The 19,390-nt window shown below is 68.4% G+C and carries 19 protein-coding genes; 18 read left to right on the top strand and 1 reads right to left on the bottom strand.

Translation table 11 applies throughout. The annotated features are described in order from the left end of the window. Positions 1-353 precede the first annotated feature (353 nt). From ABZS40_RS19650 to ABZS40_RS19610, 9 genes are all read left to right on the top strand, one after another. The gene (locus tag ABZS40_RS19650) at positions 354-698 is read left to right on the top strand and encodes a histone-like nucleoid-structuring protein Lsr2 (RefSeq protein WP_354944644.1); all 345 of its coding nucleotides are present in this window, start codon (positions 354-356) and stop codon (positions 696-698) included. Continuing rightward, positions 698-1,363: a hypothetical protein gene (locus ABZS40_RS19645; RefSeq protein WP_354944643.1), complete on the top strand. Its 666-nt coding sequence runs from the start codon at positions 698-700 to the stop codon at positions 1,361-1,363. The genes ABZS40_RS19650 and ABZS40_RS19645 overlap by 1 nt, the downstream gene beginning before the upstream one ends. After that, entirely contained in the window at positions 1,350-1,742 is a 393-nt protein-coding gene (locus ABZS40_RS19640; RefSeq protein WP_354944641.1) for a hypothetical protein, read from the top strand. The genes ABZS40_RS19645 and ABZS40_RS19640 overlap by 14 nt, the downstream gene beginning before the upstream one ends. Positions 1,743-1,928: 186 nt before the next feature. Then, positions 1,929-3,041, top strand: a complete 1,113-nt coding sequence (locus ABZS40_RS19635; protein WP_354944640.1) for an AAA family ATPase — start codon at positions 1,929-1,931, stop codon at positions 3,039-3,041. Positions 3,042-3,066: 25 nt separating this feature from the next. Further along, positions 3,067-4,659: a VWA domain-containing protein gene (locus ABZS40_RS19630; RefSeq protein ID WP_354944638.1), complete on the top strand. Its 1,593-nt coding sequence runs from the start codon at positions 3,067-3,069 to the stop codon at positions 4,657-4,659. 294 nt (positions 4,660-4,953) lie between these two features. Continuing rightward, on the top strand, positions 4,954-6,132 hold the full coding sequence (locus tag ABZS40_RS19625) for an FAD-dependent monooxygenase (protein WP_354944637.1): 1,179 nt from the start codon (positions 4,954-4,956) through the stop codon (positions 6,130-6,132). Between the two features lie 62 nt (positions 6,133-6,194). After that, a complete protein-coding gene (locus tag ABZS40_RS19620; protein ID WP_354944636.1) occupies positions 6,195-6,626 on the top strand; it encodes a DUF3085 domain-containing protein in 432 nt (143 codons plus the stop codon). Positions 6,627-6,780: 154 nt separating this feature from the next. Then, complete coding sequence (locus ABZS40_RS19615; RefSeq protein ID WP_354944635.1) at positions 6,781-7,212, top strand: hypothetical protein; 432 nt, start codon at positions 6,781-6,783, stop codon at positions 7,210-7,212. 47 nt (positions 7,213-7,259) lie between these two features. After that, entirely contained in the window at positions 7,260-8,060 is an 801-nt protein-coding gene (locus ABZS40_RS19610) for a hypothetical protein (RefSeq protein ID WP_354944634.1), read from the top strand. Positions 8,061-8,247: 187 nt separating this feature from the next. Here the strand turns inward: ABZS40_RS19610 and ABZS40_RS19605 are convergent, their stop codons facing one another. Then, the gene (locus tag ABZS40_RS19605; RefSeq protein WP_354944633.1) at positions 8,248-9,072 is read right to left on the bottom strand and encodes a transposase family protein; all 825 of its coding nucleotides are present in this window, start codon (positions 9,070-9,072) and stop codon (positions 8,248-8,250) included. 1,031 nt (positions 9,073-10,103) lie between these two features. Between ABZS40_RS19605 and ABZS40_RS19600 the strand changes: the two genes are divergently transcribed. From ABZS40_RS19600 to ABZS40_RS19560, 9 genes are all read left to right on the top strand, one after another. Beyond that, complete coding sequence (locus tag ABZS40_RS19600) at positions 10,104-12,125, top strand: hypothetical protein (RefSeq protein ID WP_354944632.1); 2,022 nt, start codon at positions 10,104-10,106, stop codon at positions 12,123-12,125. Positions 12,126-12,492: 367 nt separating this feature from the next. After that, positions 12,493-12,825: a hypothetical protein gene (locus tag ABZS40_RS19595; RefSeq protein WP_354944631.1), complete on the top strand. Its 333-nt coding sequence runs from the start codon at positions 12,493-12,495 to the stop codon at positions 12,823-12,825. A gap of 84 nt (positions 12,826-12,909) precedes the next feature. Beyond that, a complete protein-coding gene (locus ABZS40_RS19590) occupies positions 12,910-13,926 on the top strand; it encodes a hypothetical protein (RefSeq protein WP_354944630.1) in 1,017 nt (338 codons plus the stop codon). Positions 13,927-14,027: 101 nt separating this feature from the next. After that, on the top strand, positions 14,028-14,627 hold the full coding sequence (locus ABZS40_RS19585) for a hypothetical protein (RefSeq protein ID WP_354944629.1): 600 nt from the start codon (positions 14,028-14,030) through the stop codon (positions 14,625-14,627). Between the two features lie 353 nt (positions 14,628-14,980). Further along, the gene (locus ABZS40_RS19580) at positions 14,981-15,430 is read left to right on the top strand and encodes a hypothetical protein (RefSeq protein ID WP_354944628.1); all 450 of its coding nucleotides are present in this window, start codon (positions 14,981-14,983) and stop codon (positions 15,428-15,430) included. A 242-nt stretch (positions 15,431-15,672) separates the two neighbouring features. Continuing rightward, complete coding sequence (locus ABZS40_RS19575; protein WP_354944627.1) at positions 15,673-16,698, top strand: DUF4192 domain-containing protein; 1,026 nt, start codon at positions 15,673-15,675, stop codon at positions 16,696-16,698. 10 nt (positions 16,699-16,708) lie between these two features. After that, complete coding sequence (locus tag ABZS40_RS19570; RefSeq protein WP_354944626.1) at positions 16,709-17,143, top strand: DUF3085 domain-containing protein; 435 nt, start codon at positions 16,709-16,711, stop codon at positions 17,141-17,143. Between the two features lie 543 nt (positions 17,144-17,686). Further along, positions 17,687-18,208: a hypothetical protein gene (locus ABZS40_RS19565; RefSeq protein WP_354944625.1), complete on the top strand. Its 522-nt coding sequence runs from the start codon at positions 17,687-17,689 to the stop codon at positions 18,206-18,208. Positions 18,209-18,211: 3 nt separating this feature from the next. Then, positions 18,212-19,306: a hypothetical protein gene (locus ABZS40_RS19560; RefSeq protein WP_354944624.1), complete on the top strand. Its 1,095-nt coding sequence runs from the start codon at positions 18,212-18,214 to the stop codon at positions 19,304-19,306. Positions 19,307-19,390: the final 84 nt, after the last annotated feature.

Genomic DNA, 19,390 nt, shown 5'->3' with positions numbered 1-19,390 from the left:
TGCCAACCGCCCCTCAGCGCTGCCGCGGTCCCACAGGGCACCGCGTCGCCCAACTCGCACGATCGGCAGGCCGGCGTACACCGCGGGCTGAACACCGGCTGACCACGATCACGCCAGCTCCGGTCGCCGCAGGTGATTCCCGCGGTCGCGAGAAACGCCGCCCGACGCCGAGCGCCGTCGCCTGCGGCCAGCGGTATTCCGCGGGTCATCACCCCAGGCAATGGGGCTGACCGACGGGCCATCAACACCGCAGAGGTGTACCGCCCTACCCATCCTTCGTGACAGAGCTGCCCCTGGCGCGCGTCGCCGTGCGTCGGAGGCAGCTCTGTCACCTCATGAAAGGAATCACCCCGATGGCAACCAGGACGGTTGTCGTGCTCACCGACGACCTGGACAACAGCACCGAGGACGTCAGCACGCATCGCCTCGCCTTCGACGGCGTCGAGTACGAAATCGACCTGTCCTCGCACAACCTGCAGCGGCTACGGGATACGTACCTCGCAGCAGCCCGCCGGCTACCCAAGCGACACGGCCGAGGCGCCCCCACCGGCCTTCCGGCCGATGTCCGCGCATTCTGGAAAACCCACGAACAACCGCTGCGGCTTCCCCCGCACCGCAGGCACGGCCCGATCCCACCGGCGGTGTACGACGCCTACCGCGCCGCTGCCGCCCGCACGACCGGTCAGGGGACACGCTGATGGCACATCAGATCTTCGCCGTCCTGGTACGCGCCGGGGCGACCGTCGCCAGCATCGACGCGCACCTGGTCAAGCCGATGCGGCTCGTGAGCCGTGAGCACCGCATCGATGGCTACCGGCTCGGTGGGCAGGTCACCGGAGCGTGGGATCGCAGCTACGACCCCGCCGCCGACCCGAACAACTGGCACACCTGCGACGCCTGCCATGGCACCACCCAGATTGACGGGACGACGTGTCTCATGTGCGCCGACGCCGCGCAGGCCGGCCGCCGGCCCGGCACCGTGGTGCCCTGGAGCTACACCGATTGGGCCCGGTACCCGGGCGACATCGTGGCGCTGCCGAGGCTGCTCCATCCGGGCTGGCGGTTCCCGCCGGGCCGCACCCCGGTGGCCTGGGTCGACCTGGCCGGCGTTGTGTGGCTCGACACCGAGCAGGCCAACTTCGCCGGCAGCGACAGCGGTGACGTGCCGCCGCGTCTGCGGACGGTCTTCCGGGATCTGCTCAACGGACGTCGAAACCCCGACCCGACGGTGCTGCCCGCCGTACGCCGACCCACCGTGGCCGGCTGGCCCCTGCCCGCGCGGCACCCCGGGCGAATACAACGGGAACGCTCTGCGTTCCGGGCGGCGGATTGGTCGGTGGCGGTCGTCGATGCCCACTCCTGACTACCTGCCACCGCGCGGCAGCGCCGCGGTGTTCTCAGGGCCGTGGCTGCGCTACCAGACGAGTCGCCAGTCGCACCGCTACCAAGAGGGCTACGCGGCGACGCTGATCGGCTGGTGGAACGGCGCCTGCGAGCTCAGCATCGACGCCGACGTGGCTCGGGCGCTCGCCCGGGGTTTCGCCGAGATGGCCGAGACCGTCGGCGGTGACTGGCGCACCGTCGACTTCGACGGCGACGTGCTCACCATCGCCCGACCGCTGTCCTTCGGCGGCGGCGTCCACCTCGCAAAGCCCACCGACGGGCGCTACCGAATCGGCTGGGGTCTGCCCTGGATGCCCGTAGACCCCCGGCGCTGTGACCGGGTCGTCGGACACCCCTAGACCCTGGTACGCCGACCGATTCTGGTCGGCAACGTTGCGTCCCACCCGTCAGCAGCTCGCGGCGAAAGCCCACCGTCTGGCTGCTGACGTCGTTTGAGCTGTTCCTGTCTCCGCTGCGCGGATTGTTTCTGCCCGCGCACCCGGAGACGGGTGCGCGGGCCCATCCCCTGACCCAGGAGGACCCGCATGGATCCCACAGCTTCAGCCGCCACCGCGCCCACCACGGGCGGTGGCAAGCGACCGGGCTATCTGTACCACATGGTCGCCGCGTACCTCAGCTCCCACCCGGACCAAGTCTTTACGGTCGGGGAGATCACCAAGGCTCTGTCCGTGCCGTCAACTGGCGCGGTCTTCGAGGCGCTCAAGAAGATGGCTAAGGCCGGGTACGCCACCCACCAGACGAACCCGCACCGCTTTCAGGTCACCCAAGCCGGCATCGACGCTGCGGGCACGATGCCACCGCCCGCCCCGCACACCCCCCGCCAGGGCCGCGGGACAAGCCGCCGACAGCCGGTCACCCGCCCCAACGGAGACCTGTACTTCCCGCGCAAACTCGCCGGGGCCACCGACGTGGACGTGCTGCGCCGACTGCGCGACAAACGGATCCCGGTGCTGCTCTACGGCCCGCCCGGCACCGGCAAGACCGCGCTCGTCGAGGCCGCCTTCGATGACCTGCTCACCGTCGCCGGCACCGGCGACACCGTCGTGGAGGACTTCCTCGGCAACTTCATCCCCCTGCCCGACGGCGGCTTCGAGTTCATCTATGGACCCCTCGTCGCCGCCATGCGCGAGGGCCGGGCGCTGCTGGTCGACGACGCCACCCTCATCGCGCCCAAGGTCCTCGCCGTGCTCTACCCGGCCATGGACGGCCGCCGCGTCATCAGCATCCCCGGGTACCGCAACGAACGCGTCGAGGCCACAGAAGGGTTCTACGTCATCGCCGGACACAACCCCGGCGTGCACGGGGCGATCCTCACCGAGGCGCTCGCGTCCCGGTTCGACGTGCATATCGAGGTCACCACCGACTGGGACCTCGCCCGCCACCTCGGCGTTCCCCGACCCGCCGTCGAGGCCGCGATGACCCTGAACGCCGACCTCGCCGCCGGCCGCGTCGGCTGGGCGCCGCAACTGCGCGAACTGCTCGGCTTCACCCGGGTCACCAAGACCCTCGGGTCCGCGGCCGCAGTCTCCAACCTCGTCGGCCGTGCCCCCATCGACGACCGCGAGCAGGTCCTCGCCGCCCTCAAGGCGCAGTTCGGTGCCGAGATCACACCGCTGACCCTCGGCAAACAGCGCTGACCCCTCAATCGAAAGGACCAGCTCGATGCCCAACCCGTCCACCCACCGGCGCTCCGGCTCCGGCACGTCACCGGCCAACACCTCGGGCTGGAGTGCCTGGAGCGACGCCTGGACCCGGCACGTCCCGATCCTGACCGGCCGCGAAGACCTGAGCGTCACCGTCGCCCCCGACGCCGCAGGCGGCGCCGCGGCCTGCTTCTACCCCGACGCCCGCCGCATCGAGATCGACGCCACCCACATCGGCGACCCCGACATCACCGACCCATACCGCGCCGGACACAAACGCCTCGTACCCACCGCCTACGGCCTGCTCGTGCACGAAGCCGCCCACGCCACCCACAGCCTGTGGACGACACCCCCGAACACCCCGCCGGTCGTGGCCGCCGTCGCCGACATGCTCGAAGAGTCTCGCGTCGAGAATCGGCAACGCGGCAGGCGCCGCGGGGACCGCAAGTGGCTGCGCCACACCATCACCACCCTGCTCGATCCCGGCGACGCGCCTGTCGACGACGCCTGGCACGCCGGCAACCTCGCCGCCTTACTCCTGGCCCGCGTGGATGCCCGCATCGTCACCGCCAAGGACATCAAGGGCGTACGCGCTGCCGTCACCGCCGTCCTGGGCCGCAAGCGGCTGTGGCAGTTGCGTGACGTGTGGCGCGAAGCCCATCGGGTCGACGACGACGACGCCGCCTCGATGATCGGCCTGGCATGGCGGTGGTGTCACATCCTCGGCATCGACCCCCTTCGGCGGCCGACGCCACCCGAGGTTGACACCGGCGAGTTCGCCGGCCAGCTCGCCCAAGCACTCGCTGACTACCTCGCCCGCGCAACCGGTCAGACCGTAACTGAGTACAACGCGAGCAGGAAACGGTACTCAGCTCCCGCGGGGTGGATACACCGCGAGCCCACCGAGATGGAGCGCGCTGCCGCTCGGCACCTCGCCGCGCGGCTACGCCGCGCCCGTACCCACCAAGCCGAACCCGACAAGCGACTCAGCCCGACACCACCCGGACGGCTGCGCACCCGCCACGCCATCACCGCCCAGGCGCAGATCGCCGCTGGCGCCATGCCCACCGCCTCACCTTGGCAGCGACGGGCCCAACTCCCACCACCGAAGCCAAACCTGAACCTGGGCATCATCGTCGACGCCTCCTTCTCGATGCTCCCCTACACCGCCCCGATGTCATCGGCCGGGTGGATCCTCGCCCACGCCGCGCGCAGCAACCAGGCCGTCACCACCATGATCGGCTTCGGCAGCGACGTCACCCTGCTCGTCCCGCCTCACCGACACCCCACCCACGTGCTCGAACTGGGCCTCGGCGGCGGCAGCACCGCGTTCACCGACGCGGTCAAACTCGCCGACCAACTCCTCCATCTGCGCCAGCCCGGACGGCTGCGCATGCTCGCCGTCGTCTCCGACGGCGAGCTACCTGACATCGACCCCGCCCAACGCCTCATCACCACTCTGCACCGTGCGGGATGTCCAGTGCTGTGGCTACGCCCCGCAGACCTGTCCGGGCACACCTTCGCTGACACCACCACCCTCCTGGTCGACGACCCGATCCAGGCAATTGAGGCCATCGCCGACGCCGCCGTCTTCGCCCTCGAACACGCCTGACAGAGCAGCTGACCGAGGCACAGAACCTCTACCGCTCATAGGAATTCAATGGAGGCCCGCACCACCGCCGTCCATGTCTCGACGGTGCCGAGGCACCTGATCACAGGTCACCTCGGCGCCACCGACGGCGCGACGCGCCACGAAAGGCACCTCCAGCGGCGACGCACCGTCGCCGCTGCGCTCTGACACACCTCGCACGCACCAGGCCGTCGCCCGGCCACCCGCGCACCAGCGCACCCCCGGGCACGGCCGTACGGCCGTGCCCGGGTTCCCCCATGCTCGGAAGGGAATCTGATGGCACTGCCGACGCTCACACACCCGACAGGCGCATCGACACCTCGCGCAGCGAATCTGCTGACCCATCGCACGCAGCCACGCATCGCAGTAATCGGCGGATCCCTCACCGGATGCACCACCGCGCTGCTCCTCCTGCACGCCGGCTTCGACCAGATCGCCGTGTACGAAGCCGCCCCGCACAGCGCCCCGCGCGGCGGCGGGTTGATCGGCTTGGAGCACCCCGCTCTGGACATTCTCGACCGCCTCGGCATCGGCCAGAACGAGATCGTCGCCTACACCTCCGAAACCGTCTGGCAGGTCACCGTCCGCGCCCGCCAACCCATCCACACCGCCCAGCAGGTCTATCCGGGCCGCAACACCACCTGGACGCTGCTGCACCACGCGCTGACCAGCCGCCTACCCGACGCGCTGCTGCACACCGGCCGCCGCTTCACCCGCCTCGACGTGCGCCACGGACAACCGACGCTCGCCTTCGCCGACGGATCCCACGAGCCCGCGGACCTGGTCGTCTTCGCCGACGGCCGCTCGTCAGCCGGCCGCCGCCTACTCGACCCCCACCGCCGGCTGCGCTACGCCGGCTACACCGCCCACCGCGGCCAGGCCACCACCGAGAACGCACCGCTGCGCGACTTCCTGCGCCTGGAACCGCCGCGCTGCCAGTACAACGTCGCCCCAATTCCGGGCGGCGTGGACTGGACGTTCTACCTGCCGTGCAGTCCCACCGCCTACGCCCACCACTTCGGCGCGCCACCCGAGCGGCGCGTCTTCGCCCTGCCCCAGCACGTCGGACCGGCAGCCCGCGCCCACGTCGACGAGCACGCCGCCCGGCTGCTGCCGGCCCCACACGCGGCGACCGTGCACGCCACCACCGAACGCATGGCCGTGCCCGTGATGGACATCGACGCACCCACGCGCATGGCGTGGCCCGTCGGGCACGGATGGGCGGTGCTGCTCGGCGACGCCCTCGCCCCCGTCCGCCCGCACACCGCCCGCGGCGCGAACAACGGCATCGAACAAGCCGCCGGACTGAGTGCCGCACTGACCCACCATCACCGCCACCGCGCCGACCTGTCCGCGGCGCTGCATGCCTGGCAGCGGCGGCACCTCCCCGGAGCCATCAGCGCGGTGCAGCAAGGTCCCGCCCTCGCCGCGCACCTCGGACTCAGCAACCCGTGACATCCGGCCGAACCCCGACCGGCCGGCTACTCGATCACCCAAGCAGCCAGGAAGGAAACCTGATGGCGCTGCACCTGTACTTCGATCTCAGGGACGCTTTGCTATTGGCCGAACATGCCGTTGCCGCCGCAGAACGCGTCCCGTCCTTCACCGAGCGCGAAGCCGGCACCTCCTGCCCGGGCGCCTTGGAGTGGGTCCACGACCACGGCGTCTACCTCATGTCCAGCGGCCTGCCCCGACTCAACGACCCCGACCAGCCCGACGCCAATCTGACCGTCTACGCGGACGGCTGGAACCCCGACACCGACGGCCGCCGCTACGACCCCGACCTCGGCGGAGACGACTTCGTCGAGCATCTGCACCTCACCGAAGCTCCCGCACCGCTGATCGACACGCTGCGCGAAGCCCGCGCCGCCGGCTACGAGTGGCTGCGCCTGACCGTCCACGCCGACACCTACGAGGTGGGTGTCACCCGCACCCGCCAGCACGACTGAACACCCCCAGCCGCCTGTCCCGAACCCCCTTTTGGGGTTCGGGACAGGCGGGCTGCCAACAACCGGGAGTACGTCATGTCCGACAGCCCCGACAATGTCGAATCCATCCTGGGCGACGCGTGGGACACCTTCCACCCTGGGCACGCTGGCCCCATTGGGGTGGCTCACGCACACCACCGCCCGCATCCACGAATACCTCCGGACCCAGCAACCCACTCCGATCCCACCCACTGCGCCCACCGCCATCGACGAACAGCTCACGCGGCTGCTCCGACAGGTCTGGCACACCCTGCGCGACGCGACCGTCAATAACCGCCTCACCCCGGGCGCGGCCGAGGCGATCCTGCACTCCCTGGACCTGCCCGGGCTACCACGACGCTGGCAGGTCGGCCTCACCCTGCCGCTAACGATGGACGTGCTCGCTGTCGACCGAGATGGCGCCTTCGAAGCCGCTGAGGACGCCATACACGCCGCGCTTGACGGTGGCGAGAACGACACCCGCCTCGAGTGGGAACGCGTCATCCGCGACGGCGCGACCGCCGGAGACGTCGATGCCACCGCCGACGCGCCCGAACTCCCGACATGACGTCCCCACAGGTCCCTCACCGCTCCCACGTTCAAAGGAACCCTGCTGTGATCTCAGAACTCATACGCACTCACACCGGCCACACCATCGCCGACAACACACTCGCCGCCGCCCGCACCCGAGGCGGATCACTCGCAGCGACCGCCTCGGCGATCACCGACGCCTGCCACGCCCTCATGGCCACCGAAGCCGACCTCGCCACAAGCGTCGACGCGATCAGCGGGCACCTCAGCCAGATACGCCGCGCCGTCACCGGAGGACCGAGCACCTCCTACGTCACCCGCCACCGCCTCGTCGCCCCGCAGCAGCTCGGGCCCCGCTGCGACGGACTGACCGCGCAATGGGCCTCTCAGATCACTCACCTACGCGCCGTGGTCCGCATCTGGCTAGCCCACCAATCGCAACAGGGCGCACCCTCCGACAGCACCATCAAGGACTTCGCCAACGGAATCATCATCCTGATCGACAACGACATCAGTGAAGGCGTCCTGCCCCTCGGTGTCGGCTCCTTCTCCGACCTGCACTCCTACCTCGACGCCAACGACTACCTCTACGCCGAAGGCGTCCCCTACGGCACGGAAGCCGCCAGCGAGATCACCGTCGCCGTGCAGGACCTCGTCGAGGCTCGCCTGCGAACCACCGGCCGACCGTTCTGCACCTACGGAGCCTGCACCTTCGCCGATCACGACCACACCACCTTGCACAGCCCCGACGGCGCCGACCTTCCTGCGACACAACCCATGCACTGTCAGCACTGCGGTCGGCCCGCCCACTACGACTCGCGCCTTGACGACTACCGGCACGACGACCCCGCCGCGCCCGACTGCTTCCTCATCCACCGCGCCTAGGTCGCCTTAAAACGCCAGAGCGCAATACGCCGGTCAAGGAAACGTTCAAGAGACTTCGACGTGCAATCGCTGCCCAGTCAGCCGCCGGGCCCAACGGCGACTTGACTGTCCATGATTTCCAGGGCTTGATCGTGCGGAATTGATCGCTTGCCGACTAAGAGCAAGTTGCGACGTTAGTGAAGTGATCTCAGCAAGAATCTGGTAGGTATTTGTATTCGAAGTGGGTCAGGTGTAGCGCGGCGGCGACGATGTCACCGATTCGGCGTGGGCTGGCGGTCGTGTGGCGTAACGTTTTCCAGCGTCCGATGAGGATCGCGAAGCCGCGTTCTCCTTGCCAGCGCAGGCCGCGTAGCAGCCGGTTGTAGGCGCGGTTGTCGGGTGCGAGCCGGTGGCCGTCGGCGGGCTGCTTGACCGGTGTCTTGATGCCCTGGCCTGCGCCTTCGTAGCCGGCGTCGGCGAGGGTGGGCAGCTCCAGTGCGGCGGCGGACCAGTTCAGAGCGGCGGTGATCCCGAGTTCACGGGCGCAGCTGGTGTCATGCAAGTGCCCGGGCATTGCCTCGGAGGTCCATATCGGCAAACCGTCCGGCCGCATGACTGCTTGGATGTTCGCGCCGAAGTCGCGGTGTTTCCCGGAATACCAGGCGTCGATCACCTCACCCTTGACTGACAGGGTTGTCTCGGTGAGCCGGTCGCAGTCGAACAGCTTGCCGTCGAGAATCACGTGAGACCAGCCGTCGGCGGCGGCCTGGCGCAGGGCGGTGTGCAGGTCGCTGGCTTGGGCGGCGAGCACCGCGATGCCCTCGTCGCGGTAGCGGTACGCCGTGGCCCGGGAGATCCCGAAGCCGGCGGCGAGGAGGGTCACGTCCTCGGCCTTGCGGAACCAGACGAGCACCATCAGGGCCTGGTAGAAGCAGGTCAAGGCGCGGGTGCCACGACGGGTACCGCAGGCGCGGCGCTGCGTGTTCAGCAGCCGGGCGAGGTGTTGCACGAGTTCCCTCGGGACGTCGACCATGGCACGATAGGCAATCACGTGGAGCCCTCTCGAAGACGCGGATCTGTCGCAAGGACGTGTCTATCGATGGCTCCACGCCTGTTTCCACTGCCGCCCGACTCGCAGCCTTCGCCCGTGTCGCACCAATCAACCCTTATGCGTTGCTGAGATCACCTCAGTGGATTGGAGCAGTTTATGGGTGATGTAATGGCGGGCGTGGTCTTGGCCTACCGCACTTTGGCTGCGGCTCTTAAGAAAGCGGCAGACGACATCGAATTGCGAAGGGGAGCGTACAGCGATCTGCAGTCTGCAATCGAGCAACTCCCCGAGCTGACGGACGCAATGCTTGACGAGTTGTTCGCGGCTAAGGCCCGGCGTGCGAATCCGAGGTTGGGGCCCGTTCAACGGGAAATTCTGAAAATCCCTGGGTTGAAGGGCCTTCCTGGAATGTCAAACGCCGAGATTAGGAAGGTTGTCGGCCGCACCGAGGGCAGTGTGCATTTGGCTTTGCATGCCCTCGAAAGGCGGGGTTTGGTGACGTCAGTTGGCGGAAGGCCGCGACGTTGGCAGCTTGTGGAAAAGGTCGGCTAAAGCTGCCTGCCTTCGTCCATGTAGTGGGGTGGCCGCTCCGACGGGCTCGACGGCGGGTTTCCCTGCCGCTGGTCTGGACGGCGACCGCTGCGTCGACGCCCGATCCTGAGAGGGCAGCCGCAACTATTCCGTGCCGCCACGAGTTACCCGCCAACGTCGACGATGTCCTGCTGTGGGTGCTGGTCGACGAGTCGTCGCTGAGCGGGAGGTAGCAAACCGCGCCCGGCTGCCACCAGCGACGCCACTTCTTCGACGTCTCCCTGCGGGTCCCAGCGATTGCCGGGCTTTAGCGGCGAACGAGTCACCAGTACCTATCCCGACATTCCCGATCCGCGACCGAACCCGGTCGCGGATTTCGCTATTTCCGGAGGAAATTCGTGTCCGACATCAACAGTGCCATCGGCGTCTCACGCGCCGGAGCAGACCCGTCCGCAAGCGGGGCCGCGGCTGATACCGACAGCTTGGCCTACCCCATCTCACCGGAGTACGTGAAGTCGTGGACGCCCGTGCGGGCGGTGTCCGAACTGATCGCCAACGCGATCGACGAAGACCCGAACGCCCAGGTCAGCTGGGCCGACGGGGTCCTGACTATCGCCGACGAGGGCCCCGGCATCCCCGAGGAAGGTCTCATCCTGGGTGTCTCCACCAAGACCAACGAGCAGATCGGTCAATTCGGCGAAGGGAAGAAACTCGCCTGCCTCGTACTGGCCCGCTCTCCGGAGATCGGCGCCGTGCGCTGCGAGACCGTCGGGTACGGCTTCATTCCCGCCGTCGAGCGTCGCAAGCTGCTCGGCGGGCTGATCCCCTCCCGCTCGCAGCAGGGCAGCGAGGTCCTCGTCTACCGATTCCACCCCAGCGCCCGCACCGGTGGCACCGTCTTCACCGTCGAGTGCCCCCGAAAGCTGGCAGAGGAGGCCATCGGGCGGTTCCGCGCTCTGGCCGAGCCTGGCTACCGGCCGCCGCAGGCACCGGGGGTGTGCGTGCGCGACGGCGATCCGGGACGGGTGTGGATCGGCGGTGTGCTGGTCACCCGCATGTCCGGCTTCCTTGCCTCCTACGACCTGTCCCTGGACCACAAGGCGCTGCAAAACCGGGACCGGACCGTGGTGGAGGCCGGCGCGTTGCGCACCGCCGTGCGCGACATCCTCGCCGGCAGCGACGACCCGCAGATCATCGACCTGTTCGCTCGTCACGTGCTCGATGGCGGGAAACTCCGGGAACAGGAACAGTTCTTCGGCGACGTGAGGATGCCCCGCCCCCGCGCAGCGTGGCGTTCCTGGGCCCGCGCCCACCTGCCGGAGCGGGCGTACTACACCTCACCGGGCGGTGAGGAAGCCGCTCTCTATCTCAAGGACAAGGGCTACACCGAGCTGCTCGCCGCCGGTCTCAGTGGACACCAACAGCTGGCCGTCATGGGCCTGCTGGGTGTGGAGGCGGCCAGAGCCAGCCAGACTCGCCACGTCGTCCGTAATGCCAACAGGACCAGTTGGGTCGCGCGGAAGGCACTGACCGACGCGGAGCGCACCCTGTTGAACGAATGCTGCGAGTTAGTGCGGCGCGCGATTGGCCCGTTCGCGCTCGACCGGGTGAAGGTGTACGACCAGAGCGAGGAGTCGCCCTGCTCCCGTGGCTTCTACCGACCGCTGACCGGAGACGTGGCCATCCACCGCGACCAGCTCACCGACCGGCACCGGACGCTGGGGGTGTTGCTGCACGAGGCCGCGCACCGGGTCGGGCATCGCGGCGGCGGCCACTGGTCGGCGATCCCTGACTACCATGACCGCAGCCGTGGCTTCGAGAACATGCTCCAAGACTTCGCCGCCCGGCTGCTCGGTCTACTGGCCGACGACTGCGGGCTACCGCAGATCGATGCCGCCGCCGCGGTCCCCGATCACCAGGGCCGAAATTCGAAGGCCGACGGTTCGGGCTTGCGGGGCCGCAACTGGCGGGCTGACGACCCGGGCGTGCCCGCGGTACGCCGCGAACTGGCGCACCTGCTCCTCGACCAACTCCCACATGCGCTCACCGCCGGCAACTTCCGCACCGCGACAGAGCTGGTGGCGTCCACCGCCGTGTATCCCGGCTACTGGCGCCTCCTGACAAATCCTCGCCCGGTCGGCTACCGCTCGTATCGCGGAGACCATGCCGGCGACTACGACAAGGTTGCCCTGCTCGCCGAGGCGACCGGCCTGCACCCGCCGGTGGTATGGCTGGGCTACCACCTGTGCGAAGGCCCCATCCGAGGGCGCCGCAGCGAGACCTGGCGTCGGCCTGGGCCGTGGACCGCCAAAACCCGAGCCGACATCACAAGAGCGTGCGCGGACCTCGACAAGCTCGGCGGCCCATACGCCGAGCAGGTCCCCGCGCTGCAGGCACTCGCCGACGGGACGATCCCCGCGCCGTTCGACGACGAGAGTTGGCACACTCCCGCCCGCACACTCCTGGCCGCCGAACGCAGCCGGCTCGGCCTGCCAACACCCTGACCCGATATCGGACAAAACGGCGACCCGACGGCGCGGCTATCGGCCCACAGCTACACCGAACTGGATGACGCCTTGACGCCCTGATCGAACAGATCAAGGGGTCGAGACCGAGACGCTGGCGCTCAAGCGCCTTCGCCGTCCCGCACGCCCCGCGCGGCGTAGCCCTGTGGATGGCTCCGCAGCCGGGCCATCAGCGCACTCTCGCCACCTCGCTTGCCCGGCCGCCGCGGTGACTTGATCAATTCGTGAAGTCGAGCGTGACTGCACCTAGTCGCCGCCCCGGCGTACCCGACAGCGGCCTCCCTACAACCGCTGGCCAGCGGCGGCGACCCGCTGCTGAGACGACCGCGAAAGAGGCAACTCGACCATGCCGCACCGCCGCGCCCTACCCCGCAACGTCAGTGACGTCCTGCTGTGGCTGCTCGCCGCCGATGTCGCCGACGCCCACCCACCCCGTCCCGACCGGCCGGGTCACTGCGCCAACCTGCGCTGCGTCGACGAGGTGTATCCGTGCCCACCGGCGCGTGACGCACAGCGCGCCCGCCAGGCCGCCACTCGGCCCACCCTGATCGCGCGCGGCCGGGCCCGAGTCACCGCACCGGCCGCCGCCCTGGCGACGAGGTTCACCGGCTGGTTCCGACCCACCCGACCGATCCCGCCATCGTCGCCACGGTCCGTGCCGTCCCCCCGGGCCGCCTGAGCACCCAAGCACCCTGCCGGACCTCACGCGGCCCAAACCCGGCGACGACCCGTCCCTGGGTGCCCATTTATCAAAGGAGAACAATTGAGCTTTCACACCGAGAAGACGATCGCCGGCTACGCCCGCGCTGCAGTCGACCTGCGCCTGCGTATGACCGATTACTGCCGTGGGCGATTCGCCCAGCAGTACATGCGGGCGTGGTTGGAGTCCCGCTTCGACGACGACATCGCCCACGACCTCGACCTCCATGAGACGTTCAGCCGCATCGCTCACCAACCGTGGCGCGACGGCGACCCCTACGTTCTCGCCCCGGCCATGACCGCGATCATCGCCGCCGCCGCGCAAGCGCTCGACCTGACCGGCGACATCGTCAGCAGCGACACCGCCCCTAGCGACGCCGGTGTGCTGTTCCTGCCCGAACCAATTTACGAGCGCGGCCCCCACGGCGAGGTCACCTCCATTGGCGCGATCACCTGGATCAAGGCCCGCCTTCGCGACAGCGGAGGCAGCTTCTGGGCGATCTTCGGCTGGGCCGACCGCGACGACCCCCTCGACCCCTCCGCCGCCCGACGCCGCAAACAGGTCGCGGCGGCCCCCGAACTCGCCGCGCAGTTCGGCCCCTACGTCCTCAACACCTTCGCCAACATCCCCATCGGCACCCCGATCCCCGCGCACGGCGAGCAACCCGAAGCCGCAGACGTGGACTGGGAAACCGCGCCCGACGGCCGGTTCTGCATCGACGAGTCCGCGCTGAGCATGCGGGCCGTGGCGGCGGTGCTGTACGCGTTCTGGCGCATCCAGGAACAACCCATCGCCACCGTCGCCCACCCACCCCTGGACCGGGCCGCCCGCAGGCGGGCTCTGCGCGCCAGCCTGCGCCACGACACCCGCGTGGTCATGCTTCGACGCACCAAGGCCGCCGCCGAAGCCACCGGCGAGGCCAAATGGCACTACCGCGTCCGGTTCATCGTGCGCGGGCACTGGCGACGCCTGACCGACGCCAACGACCAGCCATACCGCATCTGGATCCACTCCCACATCAAGGGCCCCGACGGAGCGCCCCTGCTTCTCGGCGAAACCGTCGCCGTCCTCGCCCGCTGACCCCAACTCGAACTGATCGACGTACCGCTGCCACGCCGTGCGGCGACTACGCCACCCCGCCTGGCAGCCGTGCCCGCTACGAGAACAGAGAGAGCGACATCATGTTGCACACCGACTACCCCTTCGATACCAACAATCGCGCCTACCAGCGGTTGCTCACCCTCGCCGGCGAACACTTCGAAGTCGTCACCTGGGAGAACGCCACCGGCCGACCCACCATGCTCACCCTGGTCGACGTCGCCAGCCACGACGCGGTCAGCCTCGCCCTGATCGACACCGCCGACGACCACCAGGCGCACGCGCTGCTCGCTGTCACCACCGACGCGGCCCTGTCCCTGCACGGACCCATCGCCGGACGGACAGCAGCGGCTGACTACGCCCCCCACCTCGCCATGCACAACGCGGACATCGCCGCCACCACGCCAGCCGCCCTACACCACCCCGACAACACGACAATCGGGACCAGCGAGTGGCTGACCATCCCACCCGACATCGCGGCAGCCGCCCACACCGGAGCGCTCGACACCACAAGCGTCGGCTTGGTGCTGCTCGACCGCGACCGCGCCCAGATGGTCATTGTCGGCCCCTTCTCCACCCCCGCGGACGCGCAGGCATGGCAACCCGACACCGACGGATGGCCGCCTGTGGACCGCGTCGTCGTCGGCCTGCACCCACCTGCGTCCGAGACGGACTCACCGTAGAAGGCCGCAACTCGACGATTGGCCGCATCCGCTCAACCCCGCACCGGCCTGACTCCTCAGGCCGGTGCTTTTCGCTGCGCCAAATGACAGCCACCTGAGTCGGCACCGCCACGCTCCTGTTCACCACGGGCGGTGCCGACCCAACGCCACACAGGCCCGGCACACCAGCGACTCAGACCTGACGTCACGCCTGACTCGTCACCGTGGCGGCGCGGCCAAACGGCGGAACGCCCTGGCAACACCTAGAGAAACGGATCCCGATGCTGTCACCGATTCAACACGAAGCCATCGTGCACTGCTTGCACGGCATAGACAGGCTCGCAGCGACAACGCACCCGTGGCCCGGGCCAGTCGTGTTCGGCTGGCTCCGAGAGACCTCACTGCCCGATCACCCTGACCCGAGCGCCCGCGCCGTCGATGTCGTCCCGCTGCTCGTCGACCCGCAGCGATGGCACAACGAACCGGACGGGCCGGTTGCGGCCCTGCGCGAGATCGCCACCGAGGCGCACCACCCCGACCACCAGGCGGCCATCGCCTTACAGGCCGGCAACCGCGACTACCAGCAACGCGTCCTGGCCTACCTGTTCGTGTACCCGAGGATTGTCGAGCACGAGAGCGACGCACCCACCGAGGTGCGGTGCATCGACGCGGTCGCCACCGACGGCACGATCTATGTGCTCACCCGCATGCCGGACACCGACACGGGTCTCGTCGCGACCATCGACGACCCGGGCGGCAACCCGGTCATTGACCTGCTGCGGCAGATGATGACCCTCACATACCCCGATGGCTCCAACCTCTGACAGCCCCTCACCAATTCCAAGCCACTGACGAGGCTGCCAGAGCCCGAGTCGTGGCCCACTGCACGCAACCGCGTCAACCCTGGGGCACAGCGGGGACGGCAACCGAGCACATCGGCGAGGGCCGCACCCGCGCCCAGCGCATGAATGGCGCGCGTCCACATCCGCACACCGGTAGGCCCCTCGGCTCAATCTCCGCCGCGGGGCCTACCGGTGTGCCTCCCCACGCCCACAAGGAGTTTCCTATGGCCCACGATCACCGACCCCATATTTCTCTGGCTTCCGTTGCTGACCTGCTTGCCGCAGTGCCGTACCTGTTCGGCTTTCATGTTGACCACAGCGTCGTCATCGTCGGATACACCGAGTCCATGCTCACCGCGGCCACCCGCGCTGACCTGCCCAAGCGTGACGAAGTCCCCTCATGGGTCGACACCACCACATCACAGTCTCTCGCCATGCTGCGCAACGTCGGCGCCACCGCCGCGACCATCATCGGCTACGGGCCCGCTGACACGGTCACCCCGATCGTCGACATCCTCACCCCACACTTCGACCAGGCCGGTATTACCGTGCGCGACGCGTTGCGGGTCACCGACGGCCGCTACTACTCCTACCTCTGCCACGACCCAGCGTGCTGCCCCGTCGACGGGGTCCCGTTCGACGCCGTCGGCAGCGTCGTCGCCGTGAACGCGATCGTCGCGGGCCAGACGGCGCTGCCCGACCGGGCTGCTCTCGTGGCCAGCATCGCCCCCACGACCGGCGCCGCCCGCGACGCCGTCACGACAGCCACCCAGCGGGCACATGAGCGACGCGACACCCTGTTCGCTGCGGGCCGGCGGGCGGCAGTCATCCGCGCCGGAAAGAAGGCGCTCCGAGCGGCGGTCGCCCGCTACGCCGACGACCGGGTCCTCACCGACGACGAGGTGGCCTGGCTGTCCGTGCTCCTCCTCGACTACAAGGTCCGTGACGCCGCCTGGCGAACCAACGACGCCAACTCATCGGACCTCGCCTTATGGACCGACATCACCCGCCGCGTCGACCCAGCCCTCGCCGCACCACCAGCCGTCCTACTCGCCGTCATCGCCTGGCGGACAGGACTCGGCGCCCTCGCCTCCGTCGCTATCGACCGGGCATTGGACGCCGACCCCAACGACCCTCTCGCCCAGCTGATCGACCACGCCCTGCGCGCCGGCATTCCACCCGCCGCCCTTGACAGCCAAGCCACCCCGACAACCCCTGCCGAGAACCCGCCATCAACCGACCAGAAATGAGCAGACCCTGATGGCCCTGCACCTTCACTTCAACCTGACCGAGACGCTGCGGCTGGCCGAACACGCCGTCTCCAGCACCGAGCAGGCACAGTCCTACACAGAAACCGAGGACGGCATCGCCTGCCCTGGCGCGCTGGTCTGGGTCCACGACGAGGGCGTCTACCTCATGTCCAGCGGCCTGCCGCGCCTCCACGACCCGGACCGTCCCGACTCCAACCTCCTGGTCTACGCCGACGGCTGGAACCCGAACACCGACGGCTATCGCCGCGACGTTGACCTCGGCGGCGACGACTTCGCCGAACATTTACACCTCACTGACCCGGCCGCGCCACTGATCAGAGAGCTACGCGCGGCTCACGCCGAGGGTTACCGCTGGCTGCAACTCACCGTGACCGGCACCGCCTACGAGGTGAGCGTCGCCGGTAGTTGTCAACGTCCCCTCTGACCAAACCGCACGTTCGCCTCCCGCCCGCCCCTCCGAGAAGACGGGAACGGCCCCGACCCGCGTCGGGGCCGTTCCCGCATTCGGGCGTCCGATCACAGCGAAACGACGACGTCTCAGCGGGACACGACTTGCTGTCTTCATTAAAGCGAGCGTCAATTCTAACGCGATTCGCCAAGCAATCCGCCTGATGTGAGGCGCTCACAGTCAGCCCAAGTAATAGCTATGCCCACCATCCGCCGATGCCAGATGTGATCTTTGTCGATCGCTGCGACCTGCCTACATCGAGCTTTCCTGGGGGCCTATTTATCTCTCGCCTTACTGCTTCGCGCAGTCACCGTTTTCATCGACGGCGGCGTCCTGTGTGCAAGAGGTGCTACGAGGGCGTCGAGCGACTGCTGGCCGCCATCCCCGAACCGCCCCGCGAACCGCCACTAACGCTGGAGGGGTACCAACGACAAGCCGAGAACGCGATCCAGCCGGAATAAACAATTATTGCTCAGCCCGAGACGGCAAGTAAGCACAATGAGGAAAGGCGGACTTTCAATGAACAGCCCTGGCAACGGCATACCCGACCTAAACCGAGAGCATCTCCTGAAGCACCTGATTGGGATCGAGGCGTTCGGCGAATCTTCCGGCTGGAATCATTCGCCGGTACTCCTCGCCATCACGAACGAACCTGTGCCGGGAACGGCCGACGAGTGGCGGCTTGCCGCGAGATCAGTAGATGTACCGCGGCGGATCTGGCACGACGCCGGCCCGATCGAGGTCCTAGACGCGCTCCTCGCGCAGTTCCGGTCACCTGCCTCCCAAGCGGTGGCGGTACTTACTTCCCACGACAATCCGTACACCCGCAATGTGGGCTGGGTCTTCGTCTACATCAAGCAATCTGCGGATGGCAAGGAAGCCCGGGTCGTTGATGCGGCGGACGAGCATGGCGGCCTGTATCGGATAGCACGGCTGCGGGGCGCGGCTCCAGAGAACGAGTACGACGCCGATGGCTCGGTTTACGCGGAGACGCCAACCCACCGAATCCTTCTTCAGCTCGTTACCGCCACGCGTCTCTAATTCGTGGGTGCATACCTGCGCCTGCTGCTCCCGAAGACCCCAAAGAAAGGATCAATTACCGTGGGCCTGAGACGGGAAACAACCTACGCCGGGTACGCCCGGGCCGCCGTAAACGCGAAGACCCTCATGGCGGAGCACTGCGCCCGACAAGGCGCCGACGAGCTTGTCTCGGTGATCATGGCGGATGCCCTGACTGTCAAAGTCAACAATCACCAGTGGCAGGCACAGACGGCGACCGCGCAGAGCGCTGGCCGCACCCTTACACGGCAACTCGAAACTGCCTGGCGCATCGGGGAGCCATTCGTCGTCGCCCCAGCGATGACGGCGATCATCGCCGCCGCCGCGCAGGCCCTAGACCTGACCGATGACCTACTCACCGCCGACACCGCGCCGACTGACAGCGGCGTGCTGTTCCTCCCCGAGCCAATCTTCATCCGCTCTGCCGCCGGCACCATCCGAGGCATAGCCGCGATCACCTGGACCACGATGATCACGCCTGCCGGCAGGTCCTGGTTGATTTGCGGCTGGGCGGATCACGAGGACACCGATGATCCTCACATCGCGGCGCTGCTCGCCTCAGCCGAGTACCAGCGCAACCGGGCCACCTTCGGGCCCTACATCCTCACTGACCTGGCGACCCTGCCAGTCGGCAGACCAGTGCCCGCGCTTGACCTACCCGACACCGATGCCCCGCCCATCGACTGGCAGGGCGCGCCGGACGGCCGCACGGTGATCGACGATCGCACAGCATCCAGAGTCTGCGCCGCTATCACGTACGCGTTCTGGCGCATCCAAGCCCAACCCCTCGCCACCATCAGCGAGCCACCCCTGCCGCGCGCAACGAGCCGCCGCGCCGCACGGTCATCGATCGTGCACAACACCCGCGTGGTCATGCTCCGTCGAACCAGCCCCGTCGGGGCAGGCGTTGACGGTGACGCGAAGTGGCACTACCGGGTGCGGTTTTTCGTCCGTGGACACTGGCGACACCTCACCGCCAAGGACGGCACCCGGTACCGGATCTGGATCCACACCCACATCAAGGGACCGGACGGAGCCCCGCTCCTGCACGGTGAACTGGTATCCGTCCTCGGCCGGTGAGCCCCGATCAGTCGCCGCCGCGCTAGCTGAGCAATGCAGGCCCTGCCGGGCCTACCGCCCGTATGCCCTCGGCCTAGCGCCCGC

This window comes from Micromonospora sp. NPDC005324, assembly GCF_040607155.1.
GTDB classification, from domain to species: Bacteria; Actinomycetota; Actinomycetes; order Mycobacteriales; family Micromonosporaceae; genus Micromonospora; species Micromonospora trifolii.
The sequence above is the reverse complement of the archived record's forward strand: the minus strand, read 5'-3'. Positions and strand labels throughout refer to the sequence as shown.